This window comes from Gemmobacter megaterium, from assembly GCF_900156815.1.
GTDB classification, from domain to species: Bacteria; Pseudomonadota; Alphaproteobacteria; order Rhodobacterales; family Rhodobacteraceae; genus Wagnerdoeblera; species Wagnerdoeblera megaterium.
This window is the reverse complement of the sequence record NZ_FTOT01000001.1, coordinates 728,533-748,718: the sequence shown is the minus strand read 5'-3', so window position 1 is coordinate 748,718 and position 20,186 is coordinate 728,533. Positions and strand designations below refer to the sequence as shown.

20 protein-coding genes are annotated in these 20,186 nt (G+C 64.3%); 17 read left to right on the top strand and 3 right to left on the bottom strand.

Annotated elements, in window-relative coordinates; all coding sequences use genetic code 11:
• Position 1 precedes the first annotated feature (1 nt).
• The 17 genes from BW970_RS03530 to BW970_RS03445 all read left to right on the top strand — a co-directional run bounded on the left by BW970_RS03530 (position 2) and on the right by BW970_RS03445 (position 16,203).
• Positions 2–229: a DUF5337 family protein gene (locus tag BW970_RS03530; RefSeq protein WP_076528709.1), complete on the top strand. Its 228-nt coding sequence runs from the start codon at positions 2–4 to the stop codon at positions 227–229.
• Between the two features lie 10 nt (positions 230–239).
• Positions 240–1,535 (top strand): NADH-quinone oxidoreductase subunit NuoF, encoded by a 1,296-nt coding sequence (gene nuoF / locus BW970_RS03525; protein WP_076528707.1) that lies wholly within the window; start codon positions 240–242, stop codon positions 1,533–1,535.
• A 5-nt stretch (positions 1,536–1,540) separates the two neighbouring features.
• Positions 1,541–1,864 carry a hypothetical protein gene (locus BW970_RS03520; protein ID WP_076528705.1) on the top strand — a complete coding sequence of 108 codons (324 nt, stop codon included), beginning with the start codon at positions 1,541–1,543 and terminating at the stop codon, positions 1,862–1,864.
• Positions 1,861–2,355 (top strand): DUF3291 domain-containing protein, encoded by a 495-nt coding sequence (locus BW970_RS03515; protein WP_076528702.1) that lies wholly within the window; start codon positions 1,861–1,863, stop codon positions 2,353–2,355. The genes BW970_RS03520 and BW970_RS03515 overlap by 4 nt, the downstream gene beginning before the upstream one ends.
• 4 nt (positions 2,356–2,359) lie before the next feature.
• Complete coding sequence (gene nuoG / locus BW970_RS03510; RefSeq protein WP_076528699.1) at positions 2,360–4,369, top strand: NADH-quinone oxidoreductase subunit NuoG; 2,010 nt, start codon at positions 2,360–2,362, stop codon at positions 4,367–4,369.
• A gap of 4 nt (positions 4,370–4,373) precedes the next feature.
• Positions 4,374–4,769 (top strand): hypothetical protein, encoded by a 396-nt coding sequence (locus BW970_RS03505; protein WP_076528697.1) that lies wholly within the window; start codon positions 4,374–4,376, stop codon positions 4,767–4,769.
• A 31-nt stretch (positions 4,770–4,800) separates the two neighbouring features.
• A complete protein-coding gene (gene nuoH, locus BW970_RS03500) occupies positions 4,801–5,838 on the top strand; it encodes an NADH-quinone oxidoreductase subunit NuoH (protein ID WP_076528694.1) in 1,038 nt (345 codons plus the stop codon).
• 1 nt (position 5,839) lies between these two features.
• Positions 5,840–6,331 carry an NADH-quinone oxidoreductase subunit NuoI gene (gene nuoI, locus BW970_RS03495; RefSeq protein WP_076528692.1) on the top strand — a complete coding sequence of 164 codons (492 nt, stop codon included), beginning with the start codon at positions 5,840–5,842 and terminating at the stop codon, positions 6,329–6,331.
• 181 nt (positions 6,332–6,512) lie between these two features.
• A complete protein-coding gene (locus BW970_RS03485) occupies positions 6,513–6,920 on the top strand; it encodes a carboxymuconolactone decarboxylase family protein (protein ID WP_076528690.1) in 408 nt (135 codons plus the stop codon).
• A complete protein-coding gene (locus BW970_RS03480; protein ID WP_076528688.1) occupies positions 6,920–7,534 on the top strand; it encodes an NADH-quinone oxidoreductase subunit J in 615 nt (204 codons plus the stop codon). Before BW970_RS03485 ends, BW970_RS03480 begins: the two co-directional genes overlap by 1 nt.
• A gap of 77 nt (positions 7,535–7,611) precedes the next feature.
• Complete coding sequence (gene nuoK, locus BW970_RS03475) at positions 7,612–7,923, top strand: NADH-quinone oxidoreductase subunit NuoK (RefSeq protein WP_076528686.1); 312 nt, start codon at positions 7,612–7,614, stop codon at positions 7,921–7,923.
• A gap of 4 nt (positions 7,924–7,927) precedes the next feature.
• Positions 7,928–9,937: an NADH-quinone oxidoreductase subunit L gene (nuoL, locus tag BW970_RS03470; RefSeq protein WP_076528684.1), complete on the top strand. Its 2,010-nt coding sequence runs from the start codon at positions 7,928–7,930 to the stop codon at positions 9,935–9,937.
• Between the two features lie 13 nt (positions 9,938–9,950).
• Positions 9,951–11,489 (top strand): NADH-quinone oxidoreductase subunit M, encoded by a 1,539-nt coding sequence (locus BW970_RS03465; RefSeq protein ID WP_076528682.1) that lies wholly within the window; start codon positions 9,951–9,953, stop codon positions 11,487–11,489.
• A gap of 10 nt (positions 11,490–11,499) precedes the next feature.
• On the top strand, positions 11,500–12,933 hold the full coding sequence (gene nuoN / locus BW970_RS03460) for an NADH-quinone oxidoreductase subunit NuoN (protein ID WP_144038859.1): 1,434 nt from the start codon (positions 11,500–11,502) through the stop codon (positions 12,931–12,933).
• Positions 12,923–13,678 carry a biotin--[acetyl-CoA-carboxylase] ligase gene (locus BW970_RS03455; protein ID WP_076528679.1) on the top strand — a complete coding sequence of 252 codons (756 nt, stop codon included), beginning with the start codon at positions 12,923–12,925 and terminating at the stop codon, positions 13,676–13,678. Before nuoN ends, BW970_RS03455 begins: the two co-directional genes overlap by 11 nt.
• A gap of 81 nt (positions 13,679–13,759) precedes the next feature.
• Positions 13,760–14,539 (top strand): type III pantothenate kinase, encoded by a 780-nt coding sequence (locus tag BW970_RS03450; RefSeq protein WP_076528677.1) that lies wholly within the window; start codon positions 13,760–13,762, stop codon positions 14,537–14,539.
• A complete protein-coding gene (locus BW970_RS03445) occupies positions 14,536–16,203 on the top strand; it encodes a ribonuclease J (RefSeq protein WP_076528675.1) in 1,668 nt (555 codons plus the stop codon). Before BW970_RS03450 ends, BW970_RS03445 begins: the two co-directional genes overlap by 4 nt.
• Before the next feature lie 120 nt (positions 16,204–16,323).
• Here the strand turns inward: BW970_RS03445 and BW970_RS03440 are convergent, their stop codons facing one another.
• The 3 genes from BW970_RS03440 to aroB all read right to left on the bottom strand — a co-directional run bounded on the left by BW970_RS03440 (position 16,324) and on the right by aroB (position 20,186).
• Positions 16,324–17,814: a DEAD/DEAH box helicase gene (locus BW970_RS03440; RefSeq protein WP_076528673.1), complete on the bottom strand. Its 1,491-nt coding sequence runs from the start codon at positions 17,812–17,814 to the stop codon at positions 16,324–16,326.
• A 133-nt stretch (positions 17,815–17,947) separates the two neighbouring features.
• A complete protein-coding gene (locus BW970_RS03435; protein WP_076528671.1) occupies positions 17,948–19,051 on the bottom strand; it encodes a CaiB/BaiF CoA transferase family protein in 1,104 nt (367 codons plus the stop codon).
• Positions 19,052–19,070: 19 nt separating this feature from the next.
• Positions 19,071–20,186: a 3-dehydroquinate synthase gene (aroB, locus tag BW970_RS03430; RefSeq protein ID WP_076528669.1), complete on the bottom strand. Its 1,116-nt coding sequence runs from the start codon at positions 20,184–20,186 to the stop codon at positions 19,071–19,073.

The window sequence follows — 20,186 nt, the reverse complement described above, 5'->3', positions numbered from 1 at the left end:
GATGGCAGCCCGTCCCCCGACCGATGCCGCCGCCTTTGCCCGCCAGATGCGGGTGGTGGGCGCGGTGATCGCCGCGACAACGGTCCTCTGGCTGGTGCTGGGCGAGATCGGGCGGCAATATGGGTGGGACGGGCGCTATGCCCTGTTGATCGATCTGGCGGCGCTGGCCGCCTATGTCTGGGCGATGTTCGTGGCCTGGCAACTCTGGCGCAAGCGCCGGGAAATATGAGGGAAGGCGGATGCTGAAGGATCAGGACCGGATCTTTACGAACCTCTACGGGATGCATGACCGCAGCCTGGCAGGGGCGCGAAAGCGCGGCCATTGGGATGGCACCGCCGCAATCATCGCGCGCGGCCGTGACAAGATCATCGACGAGATGAAGGCCTCGGGCCTGCGTGGCCGGGGCGGCGCAGGGTTCCCGACCGGCATGAAATGGTCGTTCATGCCCAAGCAGTCCGACGGGCGGCCCGCCTATCTGGTGATCAACGCCGATGAATCGGAACCTGCGACCTGCAAGGACCGCGAGATCATGCGCCACGATCCGCATACGCTGATCGAAGGTGCGCTGATCGCCAGCTTTGCGATGAATGCCAATACCGCCTATATCTACATCCGCGGTGAATATATCCGCGAGCGTGAGGCGCTTCAGACCGCCATCGACGAATGCTATGACGCGGGCCTTCTGGGCCGCAACGCAGCCGGGTCGGGCTGGGATTTCGACCTGTTCCTGCACCATGGCGCCGGGGCCTATATCTGCGGCGAGGAAACCGCGCTGCTGGAAAGCCTTGAAGGCAAGAAGGGGATGCCGCGCATGAAACCGCCGTTCCCGGCGGGGGCGGGGCTGTACGGATGCCCGACCACGGTGAACAATGTGGAATCCATCGCGGTGGTTCCCACCATCCTGCGCCGTGGGCCGGAATGGTTTGCCGGTTTTGGCCGCCCGAACAATGCGGGCGTCAAACTCTATGCCATGTCGGGCCATGTGATGACGCCCTGCGTGATCGAGGAATCCATGTCGATCCCGCTGCGCGAGCTGATCGACAAGCACGGCGGCGGCGTCCGCGGTGGCTGGAAGAACCTCAAGGCGGTGATCCCCGGCGGCGCCTCGTGCCCGGTGCTGACGGCGGAACAGTGCGAAGATGCGATCATGGATTATGACGGGATGCGCGGGCTGAAATCCAGCTTTGGCACCGCCTGCATGATCGTGATGGATCAGAACACCGATGTCATCAAGGCGATCTGGCGGTTGTCCAAGTTCTTCAAGCACGAAAGCTGCGGCCAGTGCACGCCCTGCCGCGAAGGCACCGGCTGGATGATGCGGGTGATGGAACGTCTGGTCACCGGCGAGGCAGAGGTCGAGGAAATCGACATGCTCTATGACGTGACGAAACAGGTCGAAGGCCATACGATCTGCGCACTCGGGGATGCAGCGGCCTGGCCGATCCAGGGCCTGATCCGCAATTTCCGCGAGGAGATCGAGGACCGTATCAAGGCCAAACGCACCGGGCGCACCGGCGCCCTGGCGGCGGAGTAAGGGCGATGCGGGCAGCCCTGGTCCTCATGCTGATCGGCGCGGTGGCCACCACCGCCGCATGTAACCGTCGTCAGGCGGCCGAGGCGGGCTTGCCCTATCGTGGCAGCGTCAAGGCCCAGAACGACGGTCTGTTGGTCGTCACGGTCAAGGCTCCGGGCGCCACGCTGGACATGGCCCGCGAAAGCGCCCGCTATCCGGTGACTTTGTATTGCCTGACCAACCGGGGCAGTTCGGCCGCCGATTGGGAGACCGATCCGGCAACCGGCGACTGGGCCCATGCGGTCGATGCGTCGGGCGACATGACCTTGCGTGCGAGGTGCCGGGCATGACGCACCATCTGGCCGAGTTCAATTTCGGCACGCTGCGGCACGACTGGGACGATCCCCGTATCAAGGGGTTCGTCGACGGGCTGGACTTGGTGAACGGCATTGCCGCGCGGTCGCCTGGCTTTGTCTGGCGTGTATCGGACGAGGATATGGATGCCGCACAGCGCGACCCTCAAGGTCCGTTCGGCGGCAAGCCTCGCATCGCCTCGACCCTGTCGGTCTGGCGCGATGCCCCAAGTCTGGAACAGTTCGTCTGGAACACGGTCCATCGCCAGTTCTATGGCCGCAAGGCGGAATGGTATGATGTGGCCGGAAACGGCAATCTGGTGCTGTGGTGGATCCCCGAAGGGCACCGCCCCTCTGTGGCAGAGGGCATGGCCCGCTGGACCCACCAGCAAGAACACGGCGACACGGATCACGCCTTTGGCTGGTCCTATCTGAAAGATGCGCATCTGTGGCAATCCCGCCGGTGCGACCCAGTGGCTGCGGAGTAAGCGGATGAGCACGCTCAAGAAGATCGTCATTGATGGGATCGAGGTCGAAGTCGATGCGGCCATGACCATCATCCAGGCGGCCGAGGTCGCCGGGGTCGAGATCCCGCGCTTCTGCTATCACGAGCGGCTGTCGATCGCCGGCAACTGCCGGATGTGTCTGGTCGAGGTCGTGGGCGGCCCGCCGAAACCGGCCGCATCCTGCGCGATGCAGGTCCGCGATCTGCGGCCCGGCCCGAATGGCGAGCCGCCGGTGGTGAAAACCAATTCCCCCATGGTCAAGAAGGCCCGCGAAGGGGTGATGGAATTCCTGTTGATCAACCACCCGCTGGATTGCCCGATCTGCGACCAGGGCGGCGAGTGCGACCTTCAGGATCAGGCCATGGCCTATGGCGTCGATTTCAGCCGCTACCGCGAGCCGAAGCGCGCCTCCGAGGATCTGAACCTTGGCCCGCTGGTCGCCACCACGATGACGCGCTGCATTTCCTGCACCCGCTGCGTGCGCTTTACCACCGAGGTGGCGGGCATCACCCAGATGGGCCAGACCGGGCGCGGCGAGGACAGCGAGATCACCAGCTATCTGAACCAGACGCTGGACAGCAACCTGCAAGGCAACATCATCGACCTGTGTCCGGTGGGCGCGCTGACCAGCAAGCCCTATGCCTTTACCGCGCGGCCCTGGGAACTGACCAAGACCGAGACCATCGACGTGATGGACGCGCTGGGGTCGAACATCCGCGTGGATACCAAGGGCCGCGAAGTCATGCGCATCCTGCCGCGCAACCATGACGGCGTGAACGAAGAGTGGATCAGCGACAAGACCCGCTTTGTCTGGGACGGGTTGCGCCGCCAGCGGCTGGACACGCCGTATATCCGGGTGAACGGCAAGCTGCGCAAGGCAAGCTGGCCCGAGGCACTGGAGGCTGCGGCCACGGCGATCAAGGGCAAGAAGGTTGCCGGTCTGGTCGGGGATCTGGTGCCGGTCGAGGCGGCCTGGTCGTTGAAGATGCTGGTCGAGTCGCTGGGCGGCAAGGTGGAATCGCGGGTCGATGGCGCCAAGCTGCCTGCGGACAATCGGTCGGCCTATGTCGGGACGGCACAGATTGCCGATATCGACACGGCAAAGACCATCCTTCTGGTCGGCACCAACCCCCGCACCGAAGCGCCGGTGCTGAACGCCCGTATCCGCAAGGCCTGGCTGGCAGGCGCGCGCGTGGGGCTGATCGGCGCGGCGGTGGACCTGACCTATGACTACCACCATTTCGGCAACAGCCGCGATGCGCTGGTCGATCTGGTCGGCAAGGTTCAGGCCAAGCCTGACACCGTTGTCATCGTGGGGCAGGGCGCGCTGAACGAGGCCGATGGCGAAGCGGTTCTCAGCCAGGTGATGAAATACACCGAAGGGGCAGGGGCCAAGCTTCTGGTGCTGCACACTGCCGCGGCCCGTGTGGGCGCGATGGATGTGGGTGCCGTGACCGATGGCGGGATGACCGCCGCGCTGGACGGGGCAGAGGTGATCTGGAACCTGGGCGCCGACGAGGTGGAACTCGCTGCCGGTCCGGTGGTGATCTATCAGGGCAGCCATGGCGACCGCGGGGCGCATCGCGCCGACATCATCCTGCCGGGCGCCTGCTATACCGAGGAAGCGGGGCTGTTCGTCAACACCGAAGGCCGCCCGCAACTGGCACTGCGCGCCGGTTTCCCGCCGGGCGAGGCCAAGGAGAACTGGGCGATCCTGCGCGCGGTGTCTGCCATGGTCGGCCAGCAACTGCCCTGGGACGATCTGGCGGGTCTGCGCCGCGCGATGGTGCTGGTCTATCCGCATCTGGCGCAGGTGGGCGAGGTTGCGGCCAATGACTGGAACCGCATCCCGTTGCGCGAACCGGCCAAGGCGACGTTCCGCGCCGCGATCAAGGATTTCTGGCTGACAAACCCCATTGCGCGCGCATCGCCGCTGATGGCGGAACTGTCGGCCAATGCCGCTGCGCGGGCCAACACGCCGCTGGCGGCAGAGTGACACGATGGGCAAAGCCGTTGCCCCCCTTGCGCTGGCCCTGATCGGGCTGGGTGCCTGCGCCAACGGGGCGCAGACGGGGCAGCACGCCTTGCCGCCCGCGTTTCTGGGTATCGAGACGCGGCTTCTGGATGGCGATCTGGTGAACTTCCGCGTGGCCATCCGCCATGCAGAGGAACGCCGGATGGTCGAGGACTATGCGGCCTGCGCGGCCGCGCAATATGCGTTGATCCGGGGCTACGGCTTTGCGCGCCATGTGCGCACGACCGTGGACCAGAGCGGCGCCGTGGCAAGGGCGGATGCGGTCTATCTCATCTCGCCCGCGCTGCCAAAAGGGGTGGCGACCATTGACGCCGAGGTCACGGTGCGCGATTGCGGCGCACGCGGGATTCCGACGGTCTGACGCCGGGACAGTTTTGGGGACGTGAGGAAAAATGGCTGAATTCTTCCAGACACCGGCCGGGATCGCGGTCATCATCGCAGGGCAGAGCCTGCTGGTGATCGGCTTTGCGATGATCTCGCTGATCTTCCTCGTCTATGGCGACCGCAAGATCTGGGCGGCGGTGCAGTTGCGGCGCGGACCGAACGTCGTGGGCCCCTGGGGCCTGCTGCAAACCTTTGCCGATGCGCTGAAATATGTGCTGAAGGAAATCATCGTGCCTGCGGGCGCCGACCGTCCGGTGTTCTTTCTTGCGCCGATGGCGTCGTTCGTGCTGGCCATGGCGGCCTTTGCCGTCGTGCCGTTCAATGCGGGATGGGTGCTGGCGGATATCAACGTTGCCATCCTGTTCGTCTTTGCCGTCTCCTCGCTGGAGGTTTACGGCGTGATCATGGGCGGCTGGGCCTCGAACTCGAAATATCCGTTCCTGGGCGGCCTGCGGTCGGCGGCGCAGATGATCAGCTATGAGGTGTCGCTGGGCCTGATCATCATCGGCATCATCATTTCGACCGGCTCGATGAACCTGACGGCCATCGTCGAGGCGCAGCGCGGCGACTTCGGCTTCTTCAACTGGTACTGGCTGCCGCACCTGCCGATGTTCGTGCTGTTCTTCATCTCGGCCCTGGCCGAAACGAACCGCCCGCCCTTTGACCTGCCAGAGGCGGAATCGGAACTGGTCGCGGGCTTCATGGTCGAATATTCCTCGACGCCCTATCTGCTGTTCATGGCGGGCGAATACATCGCCATCTGGCTGATGTGCGCGCTGATGTCGCTGCTGTTCCTGGGCGGCTGGCTGTCGCCCATCCCCGGTATCCCGGACGGGTTCCTGTGGATGTTCGGCAAGATGGCGTTCTTCTTCTTCCTCTTCGCCATGGTCAAGGCCATCGTGCCCCGCTACCGCTATGACCAGCTGATGCGGATCGGCTGGAAGGTGTTCCTGCCGCTGTCGCTGGCCTGGGTCGTGATCGTGGCGTTCCTTGCGAAATTCGAAGTGCTGGGCGGTGCCTGGGCACGCTGGACCATCGGGGGCTGATATGGGCATCGACATCAACCGCGCCGTCAAATACTTCTTCCTGGTGGACTTCATCAAAGGCTTTGGCCTTGGGATGAAGTATTTCTTCGCCCCCAAGGATACGGTGAACTATCCGCATGAAAAGGGGCCGCTGTCGCCCCGGTTCCGCGGTGAACATGCGCTGCGTCGCTATCCCAACGGCGAGGAACGCTGCATCGCCTGCAAGCTGTGCGAGGCGATCTGCCCGGCGCAGGCGATCACCATCGACGCGGAGCCCCGCGAGGATGGCAGCCGCCGCACCACGCGCTATGACATCGACATGACGAAATGCATCTATTGCGGCTTCTGCCAAGAGGCTTGCCCGGTGGATGCCATTGTCGAGGGGCCGAATTTCGAGTTCGCCACCGAGACGCGCGAAGAGCTGTTCTATGACAAGGCGAAACTGCTGGAGAATGGCGAACGCTGGGAAGCCGAGATTGCCCGCAACCTGGAACTGGACGCGCCCTACAGATGAGCCGCCAAGCCGCCCTCCGTTTTCCCGCGCCGCCGGCCTTTGCCATGTTCGGCCTGCATGCGTTCCGGTTGCCGCGGATGCAGGCGGCCGGGGGCGCGGCACCGATGGCGGCGGTCCGGCTGAACACGCGGCCAGGCGCCTGCGGAATGGTGACGATCAGATCGCGCAAGGGGGGCCGGACATGAACGAGACCTACACCAAGATGATCCAGCAGATGATGGAAAGCGGGCAGGAGATGCTGCGTTCCTTCAACCCCGCGCTGGAACAGATGAAGGTGGCCGGGATCGACCGCATGTTCCCCACCATGTCCAAGGACATGATGGAAATGTGGTTCGGCAAGACCTTCAACCGCGACGGGCTGGATGCCAAGACGCGGCTGCTTGTCACCATCGGCGCGCTGACCGTGCTGGGGGCGCAGGCCGAGCCGCAGATGAAGATGACGGTGCGCCACGCGCTTGAGGCCGGGGCAACCGAACGCGAGATCGCCGAGGTGATCTGGCAGATGAGCGTATTCGGCGGCCTGCCCGCCATGCAGAAGGCCCTGGTAATCGCCCAGAGCGTCTTTGCCGAGATCGAGGAGAACAAGTGATGAGCGTCGCCGATCTGGCTTTTTATGCGTTTGCCATCGTCACCGTGACGGCGGGGCTGCTGGTCACCGTGTCGCGCAACCCCGTGCATTCGGTGCTGTGGCTGATCCTGGCCTTCTTCTCTGCCGCCGGGCTGTTTGTCATGCTGGGGGCAGAGTTCGTGGCCATGCTGCTTGTCATCGTCTATGTCGGCGCGGTGGCGGTGCTGTTCCTGTTCGTCGTGATGATGCTGGATGTCGATTTTGCCGAGCTGAAGGGCGAAATGGCGCGCACGATGCCGCTTGCGCTGCTGGTCGGCCTGATCCTGATCATGCAGTTCGTGCTTGCGTTCAGCGCCTGGCAACAATCCGAAGGGGCGCTGGGGCTGCGTCAGGCGGTGACGCCGGATCTGTCCGAGATCCACAACACCAAGGCGCTGGGTCTGCTGATGTATGACCAGTATATCCTGCCCTTCCAGGTGTCGGGTCTGATCCTGCTGGTGGCAATGATCGGGGCCATCGCCCTGACCCTGCGCCATCGCACCAACGTCAAGCGCCAGAACGTGCTGGAACAGATGTGGCGCGATCCGGCCAAGACGATGGAAATGAAAGACGTGAAACCGGGGCAGGGTCTCTGATACGCGGGCCGGGCCTGCGGGTCCGGCCGGTGCAATGAATGACAAGGGGCCGCCTGTCGGCCCACGAGGGAACGACGATGGTGACAGTGGGACTGGAACATTACCTGACGGTGGCGGCGGCGCTGTTCGTCATCGGGATCTTCGGCATCTTTCTCAACCGCAAGAACGTGATCGTCATCCTGATGTCGATCGAGTTGATGCTGCTGTCGGTCAATATCAACCTTGTCGCCTTTTCCAGTTTTCTGGGGGATCTGGCGGGGCAGGTGTTCACCATGTTCGTCCTGACCGTCGCGGCGGCCGAGGCGGCGATCGGGCTTGCGATCCTGGTCTGCTTCTTCCGCAACAAGGGCAGCATCGACGTCGAAGACGTCAACGTGATGAAGGGCTGAGGCGATGGAAACCATCATCCTGTTCGCGCCGCTGGTCGGGGCCATTCTGTGTGGCTTCGGCTGGAAATACATCGGCGAGAAACCTGCCCAGATTCTGACCACCGCGCTGGTATTCCTGTCGGCGCTGCTGTCCTGGGTCATCTTCCTGACCTTCGATGGTGGCACGCAGCAGATCATGCTGTTCCGCTGGGTCGACAGCGGCACGCTGGGGGCCGAATGGGGCATCCGGCTGGATCGCATGACGGCGATCATGCTGGTCGTGGTCAACTCGGTGTCGGCGCTGGTCCACCTCTACAGCTTCGGCTACATGGCGCATGACGAGAACTGGTCCGAGGATGAGCCGTATCGGGCACGTTTCTTCGCCTATCTGTCGTTCTTTACCTTTGCCATGCTGATGCTGGTGACCTCTGACAACCTGATCCAGATGTTCTTTGGCTGGGAAGGTGTGGGCGTCGCCTCGTATCTGCTGATCGGTTTCTACTGGAAAAAGCAGTCGGCAAGCGCGGCGGCGATGAAGGCCTTTATCGTCAACCGTGTCGGCGACTTCGGTTTTCTGCTCGGGATCGCCGCGCTTTACTTCCTGACCGACAGCGTGCGGCTGGACGAGATCTTTGCGCAGGCGCCCGCACTGGCAGAGCAAAACATCACCTTCCTGTGGACCGACTGGAACGCGGCCAACCTGATCGGCGTGCTGCTGTTCATCGGGGCCATGGGCAAATCGGCGCAACTGTTCCTGCACACCTGGCTGCCCGACGCGATGGAGGGGCCGACCCCGGTGTCGGCGCTGATCCACGCCGCGACCATGGTGACGGCAGGCGTGTTCCTGGTATCGCGCATGTCGCCGCTGTATGAAGTCGCGCCGGAAGCCAAGCTGATGATCGTCTATATCGGCGGGTTCACGGCCTTCTTTGCGGCCACGGTCGGCCTGGTGCAGAACGACATCAAGCGGGTAATCGCCTATTCCACCTGTTCGCAGCTTGGCTACATGTTCGTGGCGGCGGGCGTCGGTGTCTATTCGGTGGCGATGTTCCACCTGTTCACCCATGCGTTCTTCAAGGCGATGCTGTTCCTTGGGGCGGGTTCCGTGATCCATGCCACGCATCACGAACAGGACATGCGCAACTATGGCGGCCTGCGCAAAAAGATCCCGCTGACCTTCTGGGCGATGATGATCGGCACGCTGGCCATCACCGGCGTCGGGATCCCGCTGACCCACATCGGCTTTGCCGGCTTCATCTCGAAGGATGCGGTAATCGAGAGCGCCTATGCCGGTGGCCCGGCCATCATCTTCTGGCTGCTGGTGCTGGGCGCGCTGATGACCAGCTTCTATAGCTGGCGGCTGATGTTCATGACCTTCTATGGCGAAAGCCGGGCGCATGGTCACCACAACGGGCACGGCCATGACGATCACCACCATGAACCGCACGAAAGCCCGCGCGTGATGCTGATCCCGCTGGCCGTGCTGGCGCTGGGGGCGGTGTTTGCCGGGATGCTGTGGTACGGGCCGTTCTTTGGCTCTGGTCGTCAGGTGCTGGACTGGTTCGCGGGCTCCATCTCCATGACCGCGATGGTCGAGTCGCACGGCGCTGAAAAGCTGGTGCTCGACGCGGCGCATTACGTGCCCAAATGGGTCAAGGTCGCGCCCTTTGTCGCCATGCTGCTGGGTCTTGGTCTTGCCTGGTTCATGTATATCCGCCGCCCGGATCTGCCGGGCAAGATCGCGGCGGAACAGAAGCCGCTCTATGATTTCCTGCTGAACAAGTGGTATTTCGACGAGCTTTATGACGCAATCTTCGTCCGTCCGGCAAAGTGGCTGGGGGCCGCGCTGTGGAAACGGGGCGACGGCAACGTGATCGACGGCACCATCAACGGGCTGGCCATGGGGATCGTGCCCTTCTTCACCCGGCTCGCGGGCCGGATGCAGTCGGGCTATGTGTTCCACTATGCCTTTGCGATGGTGCTGGGCATCGTGGTGCTGGTCACCTGGATGACGCTGGCGTACAGCGGCCACTGAGGGACAGGGAACCATGGACAATCTGATCTCCATCATCACCTTCACCCCGGCGATCGGCGCGCTGATCCTGGCGGTGTTTCTGCGCGGCGACGATGCCGCGGCGCAGCGCAATGCCAAATGGCTGGCGCTGGCCGCCACGACGGCGACCTTCCTGATCTCCATCTTCCTGATCGCCGGGTTCGATCCGGCGGATACCGGCTTTCAGTTCACCGAATCCCATGACTGGATCATGGGGCTGAAATACCGGGTCGGCGTTGACGGGATTTCCATCCTGTTCGTGATGCTGACCACCTTCCTGATGCCGCTGACCATTGCGGCCTGCTGGGATGTGACGCATCGCGTGAAGGAATACATGATCGCCTTCCTGATGCTGGAAACGCTGATGATCGGCGTGTTCGTGGCGCTGGATCTGGTGCTGTTCTACCTGTTCTTCGAGGCAGGGCTGATCCCGATGTTCCTGATCATCGGCATCTGGGGCGGCAAGGACCGGATCTATGCCAGCTTCAAGTTCTTCCTCTACACCTTCCTTGGCTCGGTGCTGATGCTGGTGGCGATGATCGCGATGTATGTGGATGCGGGCACGACCGATATCGCGGCGCTGCTGAACCACAACTTCGCCTCTGAGACATTCCCGGTGCTGGGCATCCAGGTCGTCGGCGGGATGCAGACGCTGCTGTGGCTGGCCTTCTTTGCCAGCTTCGCGGTGAAAATGCCGATGTGGCCGGTGCACACCTGGCTGCCCGATGCGCACGTTCAGGCGCCGACCGCGGGTTCGGTGATCCTGGCGGCGGTGCTGTTGAAGATGGGCGGCTACGGGTTCCTGCGTTTTTCGCTGCCGATGTTCCCGGTCGCATCCGACCTGCTGGCGCCGTTGGTATTCTGGATGTCGGCCATTGCGGTGGTCTACACCAGCCTTGTTGCCATCGCGCAAAGCGACATGAAAAAGCTGATCGCCTATTCGTCGGTTGCCCATATGGGCTATGTCACCATGGGGATCTTTACCGCCAACCAGCAGGGGATCGACGGCGCGATTTTCCAGATGATCAGCCATGGCTTCATCTCGGGTGCGCTGTTCCTGTGCGTGGGCGTGATCTACGACCGGATGCACACCCGCGAGATCGACGCCTATGGCGGCCTTGTGAACCGGATGCCCGCCTATGCGCTGGTGTTCCTGTTCTTTACCATGGCGAACGTGGGCCTGCCGGGCACCTCGGGGTTCATCGGTGAGTTCCTGACCATCATGGGGATTTTCCAGGTCAACACCTGGGTGGCGTTCTTTGCGGCGACCGGCGTGATCCTGTCGGCGGCCTATGCGTTGTGGCTGTATCGCCGGGTGGTCTGGGGCGCGCTGATCAAGGGCAGCCTGAAGACCATCACCGACATGACCGCGCGCGAGCGGGCGATCTTTGCCCCGCTGGTTGCGATGACCCTGCTGCTGGGCGTCTATCCGTCGCTGGTGACCGATATCATCGGGCCCAGCGTCGGCGCCCTGATCACCGACTACCATGCCGCGATTCCCGCCGATGCGGGCACGCAGCTGGCCAGCCACTAAGGAGCTTGCCATGATCTCTGCGGATATTTCCGTCGTTCTGCCCGAGCTCGTGCTGGCTGGTGCTGCCATCGTGGCGCTGATGGGCGCGGTCTACACCGCCAAGGACCGGCTTACGCCGGTTCTGACCTGGGCGATGGTGGCGTTGTTCCTGGTGCTGGCGTTCTGGATCGGCACGGCAGGGACCGACGCCACAGCCTTTGGCGGCATGTTCGTTGCCGATGCCTTTGCACGCTTTGCCAAGGTCGTGGTGCTGGTCGGCGCGGCGGCGGTGCTAGTGATCGGTCAGGACTATGTCCAGCGGCGCGGGCTGGATCGTTTCGAATATCCGGTTCTTGTGGCGCTGTCGGTTGTCGGCATGATGCTGATGGTGTCGGCGGGCGATCTGATTGCGCTCTATGTCGGGCTGGAGCTGCAATCGCTGGCGCTTTATGTCATCGCCTCGCTGCGCCGTGACAGCGCGCGCTCGACCGAGGCGGGCCTGAAGTATTTTGTGCTGGGGTCGATGTCGTCTGGCCTGTTGCTGTTCGGGGCCTCGCTGATCTATGGCTTTGCCGGGACGACCCAGTTTGCGGGCATTCTTGGCACGCTGGAGGGCGAGGTGCCGCTGGGCGTGCTGTTCGGCATGGTCCTGCTGCTGTCCGGCCTGGCCTTCAAGGTGTCGGCGGCGCCCTTCCACATGTGGACGCCGGATGTCTACGAAGGCTCGCCGACGCCTGTCACCGCCTTCTTTGCCACTGCGCCCAAGGTGGCGGCGATGGCGCTGTTCGCGCGCGTGGTCCATGATGCCTTTGGCGCCATTCCGGGTGACTGGGGCCAGGTGATTGCGGTTCTGGCGGTTCTGTCGATGTTCCTGGGCGCGATTGCCGCTATCGGACAGACCGACATCAAGCGCCTGATGGCCTATTCCTCGATCGCGCATATGGGCTATGCGATGATCGGCCTGGCGGTCGGAACCGCTGGCGGCGTGCAGGCGATGCTGGTCTATATGGCGATCTATGTCACGATGAACGTCGGAACCTTTGCCTTCATCCTGTCGATGGAGCGCGATGGCCGCCCGGTTTCGGACATTGGCGCCCTGAACCAGTTTGGCAAGACCGAGCCGGGCAAGGCACTGGCGCTGCTGGTGCTGATGTTCAGCCTTGCCGGTGTGCCGCCGATGCTGGGTTTCTTTGCCAAGCTTTCGGTGCTCAAGGCCGCTGTCGACGCCGATATGGTCTGGCTGGCAGTGGCGGGGGCGGTCGCGTCGGTGATCGGGGCCTTCTACTATCTGCGCATCGTCTACTTCATGTATTTCGGCAAAGAGGGCGAAGTTCTGGAAAGCCGGATGGCACCCGCGCAATGGGCGCTGATGATGTTGTCAGCGGTGGCGATGGTGGCCGGTATCGTCAACCTGTTCGGGATCGAGGGTCCGGCCCTGGCGGCGGCGCAGGCGCTTGTCCGCTGAGGTCTGGCCCGAGGGCGTCGGCCGCGTCATTCTGGAAACGGTCGAGTCCACCAATGCAGAAGCCGCGCGACGCGCGGCTTCTTGCATCGCGCCCACATGGATCCTGGCTGGGTTCCAGACCGGCGGGCGCGGGCGGCGGGCGCGGCCCTGGGTCAGCCCGCGCGGGAACTTTCACGCCACATTGCTGATGCGCCCGGCAGGCGGTGCAGGCCAGGCGGCGCTGCGCAGCTTCATGGCGGCCCTGGCGCTGCATGAGGCCCTGGCGGGGCTGACCGGAACCCCGCAGGCGTTCCGGCTGAAATGGCCCAATGATGTGCTGCTGAACGGCGGCAAGGTGTCGGGCATTCTGCTGGAAAGCCTGGGCGCGCAGGGCGGGGTCGATCATCTGGCCATCGGCATCGGCGTAAACCTGATTGCGGCACCGGCCCCGACAGAGGTCGAGGCGGGCGCGGTGCTGCCGGTGTCTGTCCTGGCGGAAACCGGGATGCGGATCGCCCCGGAAACCCTGTTGACGTCGATCGCGGCCAGCTTCGCCCGGCTCGAGTCCGTGTTGGAGGCCGAGGGGTTTGCACCGATCCGGGCGCTTTGGCTGGACCACGCTGCACGGCTGGGCGAACGCATCGTGGCGCGGATCGGTGCGCACACCCATGAGGGAATCTTCGAGGGGATAGATTCAACCGGAGCATTGGTCTTGCGCACCCAGGCCGGTACGCTCAATCTGCCGGCAGCCGACATCTATTTCTGACCGCTATCTCGTTCTGACCAAAGACTCATCAGGGCGCCGGGGGGCTTTGCCCCGGCACCAGGATCTGAACCGGAGCCTGCCATGCTGCTTGCCATCGACTGCGGAAATACCAATACCGTCTTTTCCATTCGTGAAGGGGACGACTTCCTCGCCACCTGGCGCATCGCCACCGATCACAAGCGCACGGCAGATGAGTATTTCGTCTGGCTCTCCACGCTGATGATGCTCAACAAGCTGGACGTGAAGATCGACAGCGCGATCATCTCCTCGACGGCGCCACGGGTTGTGTTCAACCTTCGGGTTCTGTGCGACCGCTACTATGGTTGCCGGCCCTATGTCGTCGGACGGCCGGGTTGCGTGCTGCCGGTGGCGCCGCGGGTGGATCAGGGGACGACGGTCGGGCCGGATCGCCTGGTGAATGCGACAAGCGCCTTTGACCGCCACGGCGGGAACCTTGTTGTAGTCGATTTCGGCACCGCAACGACCTTTGACGTGGTGGATACCGATGGCGCCTATATCGGTGGTGTCATCGCGCCGGGCGTCAACCTCAGCCTGGAGGCGCTGCACATGGCGGCGGCGGCCTTGCCTCATGTGGATGTTTCCCGCCCGGACAGGGTGATCGGAACAAATACGGTGGCCTGTATGCAGTCGGGCGTGTATTGGGGATATATCGGCCTTGTCGAAGGCATCGTGCGTCAGATCCGTGCAGAACGGGACCGCCCCATGCGGGTGATCGGCACGGGTGGTCTTGCGCCGCTGTTCGAACAGGGCACTGAAATTTTTGATGCGATCGAGGAGGATCTGACGATGCACGGTCTGGTCCTGATCCACGACCACAACCGCAGACTGGAGTCCGCATGAGTGCCAACCGCCTGATCTACCTTCCCCTCGGCGGTGCCGGGGAGATCGGGATGAACTGCTACGTCTACGGCTATGGGCCGGCAGGGCGCGAGCGGCTGATCGTCGTCGATCTTGGTGTCACATTTTCCGATATGGACACGACGCCGGGGGTGGATCTGATCATGCCATCGGTGGACTGGCTGGCTGAACGGGCCGACCGGATCGAGGGAATTTTCATCACTCATGGCCACGAGGATCACGTCGGCGCGCTTGGCCATCTGTGGCCCCGCTTGCGTGCGCCTGTCCATGCGCGCAAGTTCACCGGCGCGTTGGCCAAGCTGAAGCTGGAAGATCAGGGACAGGACGGATCTGTCGTACAGATCCATGCGCCGCGCCCGGCCTGGGTGCAGGCAGGGCCATTCCGCGTGCAGTTCGTGCCGATTGCCCATTCGATTCCCGAAAGCTCGGCCTTGCTGATCGAAACGCCGGCGGGGCGCATCCTCCATTCGGGCGACTTCAAGCTGGATCCGACTCCCGGTGTGGGAGAGCCGTGGGATCCAGAGGTCTTTGCCCAGATCGGTGCCGAAGGCGTCAAGGTGATGACCTGCGATTCCACCAATGTGTTCAGCCTGCATCCCGGCCGTTCCGAAAGCACGCTTCACGCGCCGTTGCAGTCATTCATCGCCGGGGCCAAGGGCATGGTCGCGGCAACCACCTTCGCCTCGAACCTGGCGCGGGTCAAGGCGCTGGCGCAGGCGGGGCAGGCGGCGGGCCGCTCTGTCTGTCTGATGGGCCGGGCGATGCGCAAGATGGTGACGGTGGCGCAGGAAACCGGCGTGCTGACCGATTTTCCCGCGACGATCAGCCCCGAGGATGCGGCGGATGTACCGCGGCACAACCTGATGCTGATCGTGACGGGCACCCAAGGCGAACGCCGCGCCGCCAGTGCGCAATTGTCGCGCGGCAAGTATCTGGGCTTGCAGATGAAGGAAGGCGATACCTTCCTGTTCTCGTCGCGCACGATTCCGGGGAACGAGCGTGGCGTTCTGCGCGTGGTCAACGCCTTTTCCGAGATGGGCGTCGATGTCGTCGATGATCAGGACGGGCTGTATCACGTGTCCGGCCATGCCAACCGCCCGGATCTGGAAACGTTGCACCGGCTGGTCCGGCCTGCTGTGGTGATCCCGCTGCATGGCGAACATCGCCATCTGCGCGAACATTCCAAACTGGCCGCAGCGCAGGGCATCGCATCCGAGATCGCGCCGAACGGCATGATGCTGGATCTGAGCGGAGATACCCCGCAACTGGCCGAATACATCGAGACCGGCCGCGTCTATCTGGATGGGTCGGTGCTGATCGGGGCGATGGATGGTGTGATCCGCGACCGTATCCGCATGGCGCTGAACGGGCATGTCATCGTGACACTGATCATGGACGAGGATGATACCGCGCTGGGGGATCCCTGGGCCGAGTTGATGGGCCTGCCTGAAACCGGCAAGAGCGGGCGCGCGCTGGCCGAGACGATCGAAAGCGACCTTGCAGAGTTTCTGGGCCGCGCCGGGGCGCGGGTTCTGCGCGACGACGAAAAGCTCGACGATGGTGTGCGCCGCGTGGTGCGGCAGGTGTCGATGGAAGAGATCGGCAAGAAACCCGAGGTTACGGTCGTCGTTTCGCGGCTGGCCTGAGCGGACAGCGGGGGGTCGCCCCCCGCGCCGCAGATGCCTGATCGTCGGCAATGCAAGACCAAAACAAAAGCCCGCGCCGGAACACCGGCGCGGGCTTTTGGCGTCGTGGCCGGGGCGTCGTTACTCTGCGACGTCTTCGGCGGTTTCCAGGGCGGCAACCCGCGCGAAGCTGCGCAGGATGAAGTCCGGCACATGGTCGCCCATGCCTGCGACCGATGCACTGTCGTCGCGGCGGCGATCACGGCGATCATCGCGGCGCGGCTCGCGACGGGTGTCGTCGCGGCGGGGATCGTCGCGGCGGGGATCCTCGCGGCGCGGGGCGGGGGCGGGGGCGGCGGCCTCCGCCGGCGCCGCAGCAGCATCGGCACGCGGGGCGCGTTCGATGCGCGGTCCGCGGTCCCGCGACGAGTGGCGCGAGCGCGGCTGGCGATGTTCACCGCGGTCGGGGCTGTCGTCAAATTCGACCGTCGGCGTTTCGCCGCGCGGAATCGGTTGCTTGATCAGCGATTCGATGGCGGCGAGATATTTGTCATCCGCCGGGGTTGCGAGGGTGATCGCCTTGCCCAGACGTCCGGCCCGACCGGTGCGGCCGATGCGATGCACATAGTCTTCGGCATGGCTGGGCATGTCGAAGTTGAACACATGGCTCACCGCCGGAATGTCCAGTCCACGCGCCGCGACATCCGACGCGACAAGGAACCGCAACGATCCATCGCGAAAGGCGTCCAGCGTCTTGGTGCGCTGCGACTGGTCCAGATCGCCATGGATCGGGGCCGCATCGAAGCCATGCGCCTTGAGCGATTTGGCGACCACATCCACATCCATCTTGCGGTTGCAGAAGATGATCGCGTTGGTGCAGGCATCGCCTTCGGTCTTGATCACCTCGCGCAGCAGCGCCCGCTTTTCGGCAAAGGCCCGGTCGCGCCGCGAGGGCGCAAAGCTCATCAGCCGCTGTTCGATGGTTTCCGAGGTGGTGGCCTGACGCGCCACTTCGACACGCACCGGGTTCGACAGGAAGGTGTTGGTGATCCGCTCGATCTCGGGCGCCATGGTGGCCGAGAAGAACAGGGTCTGGCGGGTGAATGGCGTCAACTGGAAGATGCGTTCGATGTCGGGGATGAACCCCATGTCGAGCATCCGGTCGGCCTCGTCCACCACCATGATCTGGACGCCGGTCAGCAGCAGCTTGCCGCGTTCGAAATGGTCCAGCAGGCGGCCGGGCGTCGCGATCAGCACATCGACGCCACGGTCGATCAGCAGATCCTGTTCCTTGAAGGATACGCCGCCGATCAGCAGGGCCTTGGTCAGCTTGAGGTGCTTGGTATAGGTGTCGAAGTTCTCGGCCACCTGGGCGGCCAGCTCCCGCGTGGGGGCCAGCACAAGCGAACGCGGCATCCGCGCACGGGCGCGGCCATTGGCCAGCCGCGTGATCATCGGCAAGGTGAAACTTGCCGTCTTGCCGGTGCCGGTCTGGGCGATTCCCAGCACGTCGCGCCCTTCGAGCGCCGAGGGAATAGCCTGGGCCTGAATGGGGGTCGGCGTTTCATAGCCGGCGTCGGCGACGGCTTGCAGTACCCGTGCGTCCAGTTGCAGATCGGAAAACTTTGTCATTGGCGTCCTTGATTTGCGGTATCGGACCGCAATGGGTATGGGACGCATTCGTTCCGGGCGCCCCGGCGGCTAGGGGGCACGGGACAAAACCCACGCCTCACCCTGCGGGCGTTATCCGAAATGGCGCCTAAGGTCAAGAAACCTGCCCTGATCCGGTCATTTTCGCCAGTTCATCGCGGATTTCCGTCGAATGCGCCCCACGAATGGCAATCGGGCCGGGGATACGCCGCTGTCCGTCGAATCGGGGGGCCGGCGCGGGCTGCACCGGATCCGCCTGCCAGATGCCCCGCGCTGCGATATGCGGATCTGCGGCGGCCTCGTCCGGGGACAATACCGGGGCCACGCAGGCATCGGATGCGGCAAATACCTCGTCCCAGTGGCTGCGCGGCTGGCTGGCAAAGATCGCGGCAACGCGGTCGGTCAGCGCGGGCCAGGCGCTGCGGTCGAAATGCCCGGCGATCATCGCCGCGTCGGTGCCTAGGCCAAGCCCGGTCAGGAACAGCCGGTAGAATTTCGGTTCCAGCGCCTGGACCACAACCCAGTTGCCGCAGGCGCAGGGGTAGCTGCGGCTCCAATGCGGGCCATCCAGCAGGCTCTGGCCGCGTGCGGTCTCCAGCCCGCCCCCGGCGCGCAAGGCCATCAGCAGCGCCATCATATGCGCCGATCCATCGACAATGGCGGCATCGACCACCGTGCCTTTGCCGGTCGTGCGGGCGTTCAGCACGCCGGCCAGCAGGCCGACCGCCAGATACATCGCCCCGCCGCCAATATCGCCCACCAGCGTCGGCGGGCTGATCGGCGGGGTGCCCGGTGCGCCCGCGTACCACAGCGCGCCCGAGCGCCCGATATAGTTCAGATCATGCCCGGCCACCTGGGCCAGCGGGCCGGTCTGGCCCCAGCCCGTCATGCGGCCATAGACCAGCTTCGGGTTGATCGCGTGACAGTCCGCAGGGCCAAGGCCCAGACGTTCGGTCACGCCGGGGCGATTGCCTTCGATCAGCGCATCGGCGGTGGCAATCAGCGCCATCGCCGTCGCCTTGCCATCGGGGGTCTTGAGATCCAGCGTGATCGAGCGTTTGCCGCGATCCAGCAGGTTGGCACCATCCATGCCGGGCACATCGTTCCCGGTGGGGCGGTGGATGACGATGACATCCGCCCCCAGATCGGCCAGCAGCATTCCGCAGAACGGGCCGGGGCCAATGCCTTCCAGTTCCACCACACGCACACCGTTCAGCATATCGTCCCCCTGTCTGTCGTCATCTGCGCGCCAGAGCCTCGGCCAGCAGCGCCTCGACCGTGGCGGGCGGCACGTCGTCGGCCACAAAGGCCGTGCCGATGCCCCGTGCCAGAATGAACCGCAACCTGCCGTCCACCACCTTCTTGTCCTGTCCCATCAGCCGCACCAGCGCGGCGGCATCGGGCAGCGAGCCCGGAATATCGGCCAGATCCACCTTCATGCCCATGGCGCGCAGATGGGCGCGCACGCGCGACGGGTCTTCCTGCGGGCAAAGCCCCATGCGCGCCGAAAGCTCGAACGCCAGCGCACAGCCGATCGCGACGCCTTCGCCATGCAGCAGACGGTCGCTGTAGCCGGTCGCCGCCTCCAGCGCATGGCAGAAGGTATGGCCCAGATTCAGCAGCGCCCGCTCGCCTTCCTCGGTTTCGTCGCGTTCGACGATCCCCGCCTTCATCTCGACAGAGCGGCCGACGGCATATTGACGCGCGGCCGGATCGCCCTTGGCCAGGGCCGGACCGTTCGCTTCGAGCCAGTCGAAAAAGGCCGCATCCCCCAGCAAGCCGTATTTCACCACCTCGCCATAGCCGGCCAACAGGTCGCGGGGGGGCAGGGTGTCCAGCACGCCGGTATCCGCCAGGACCAGCGCAGGCTGGTGGAACGCGCCCACAAGATTCTTGCCGTGGCGGGTGTTGATGCCGGTCTTGCCGCCGACCGAACTGTCCACCTGCGCCAGCAGCGTGGTGGGCATCTGGGCAAAGCGCACCCCGCGCCGCAGGATGGCGGCGGCAAAGCCCGCCAGATCGCCGATCACCCCGCCGCCAAAGGCCAGAACCAGATCGCGGCGCTCGACCTTTTCGTCCAGCAGGAATTCGGTGGCCGCGCGCAGCCCATCCCAGCCCTTGGTCGCCTCGCCCGCGGGCAGGCTCAGGGCGGAATGCGCGATGCCGGCGGCATCCAGTGCAGCCTGCAAGCGGGGCAGATGATGGGCGGCGACGCGATCTTCGGTCAGGATCGCCACGCGCTTGCGGCGCAGCAGCGGGGCCAGTTCGGTGCCTGCCCGGTCGATCAATCCCGGTCCGATGCGCACCTCATAGGACCGCGCGCCCAGCCGGACCGGAATCACATCCGCTGCCAT